Origin of the sequence: Idiomarina sp. UBA3162, from assembly GCF_002364475.1 — a bacterium.
In the GTDB taxonomy this organism is placed as follows: Bacteria; Pseudomonadota; Gammaproteobacteria; order Enterobacterales; family Alteromonadaceae; genus Idiomarina.
In genome coordinates, this window is the sequence record NZ_DEYI01000031.1 from 869 (window position 1) to 2,267 (window position 1,399).

A 1,399-nucleotide genomic window follows, 5' to 3' on the forward strand; every position below is an offset into this window, starting at 1 on the left:
ACAGTCACTTCATCAGCAACAATAAATGCTGAGTAGAAACCAACGCCAAACTGACCGATTAACTTACTATCTTTGGCCTCATCACCAGACAACTGACCAAAGAACTCAGCCGTACCTGATTTGGCAATGGTCCCTAAGTTAGTCATGACTTCGTCACGCGTCATGCCGATGCCGTTGTCGCTTATTGTCAGCGTACGGTTATCTTTATCGATCGCGATACGTACATGGAGCTCACCATCATCGCCATATAGCGCGTTATCGCTGAGCGCTTTGAAGCGTAATTTATCGGCCGCGTCAGACGCATTCGATACGAGCTCACGTAAGAAGATTTCTTTATTTGAATATAGAGAATGGATCATTAGGTTAAGCAGTTGCTTAACTTCTGTCTGAAATCCATGTTTTTCGGTTTGAGCGGCTTCCGCCATAATTGTATTCTCCTACTTCAACCACCTTTTCATGTCAGAAATGGGGGCGATGTAGGCAATTTCAAGCGTTAACCAAACTTTTTACGCCCAGTGAATGCATGCCCTAAGGTTGCTTGGTCGACATAGCCTAGCTCGCCGCCGACGGGTACACCATGCGCTATTCGAGACGTGTTGACGTTCAGTGATTCGGCAATATCAGCAATATAGTGAGCCGTTGCATCACCTTCTACGGTAGGATTAGTTGCTAAGATGATTTCTTCAATGGGTGCACTTTTAAGCTGTGCTTCAAGTTCATCTAAACCAATGTCCTCTGGACCTATGCCATCAAGGGGTGACAGGTGCCCCATTAAAACGAAATAACGACCGTTAAATTGCGATGTTTGTTCAATAGCCAACACGTCAGCAGGTGTTTCTACTACACATAACGTACCTTGCTCACTGCGTGCGGGATTTGCGCAAATACGACATAAAGGTTCTTCGGTCAGCGTGCGGCATTGTTGGCAGTGACCTACACGCTGCACTGCATTCTGTAAGGAATCAGCCAAACGTTGCGCACCGTCTCTATCACGTTCCAACAAATGGAATGCCATACGCTGAGCCGTTTTTTTACCCACACCCGGAAGACGTTTTAAATCGTCGACCAAGCGATCAATGGCAGGACTGATTCCTTCACTCATAAAGTAAGCCTAGAACGGCATCTTAAAACCGGGCGGCAACCCCATACCACCGGTAATTTCCGACATGCGTTCTTTACTCGTCTCTTCCACGCGACGGACTGCATCATTAGTCGCCGCTGCAATCAGATCCTCGAGCATCTCTTTATCGTCATCCATCAAACTCTCATCGATTTCAACGCGCTTGATGTTGTGGTTACCCAACATGGTTACTTTCACTAATCCAGCGCCTGACTCGCCGGTCACTTCCATTTCAGCGATCTCTTGCTGGGCCTGCTGCATGCGCTCTTGCATTTGCTG

Annotated in this window: 3 protein-coding genes; all 3 read right to left on the reverse strand. The window is 47.3% G+C overall.

Going from position 1 to position 1,399, the window contains the following annotated elements; translation table 11 throughout:
• A partial coding sequence (locus B2X00_RS03680) for an ATP-binding protein (protein ID WP_290486170.1) occupies positions 1-425 on the reverse strand: 425 nt, incomplete at its 3' end.
• Between the two features lie 68 nt (positions 426-493).
• Positions 494-1,102: a recombination mediator RecR gene (recR, locus tag B2X00_RS03685; protein ID WP_290486171.1), complete on the reverse strand. Its 609-nt coding sequence runs from the start codon at positions 1,100-1,102 to the stop codon at positions 494-496.
• Positions 1,103-1,111: 9 nt separating this feature from the next.
• Positions 1,112-1,399, reverse strand: a 288-nt coding sequence (locus B2X00_RS03690; RefSeq protein WP_290486172.1) for a YbaB/EbfC family nucleoid-associated protein, incomplete at its 5' end; no start/stop codon positions are given.

Excerpts from the sequence above, each read along its gene's own strand:
- recR (WP_290486171.1), bottom strand. The coding sequence starts at position 1,102 with ATGAGTGAAGGAATCAGTCCTGCCATTGATCGCTTGGTCGACGATTTA.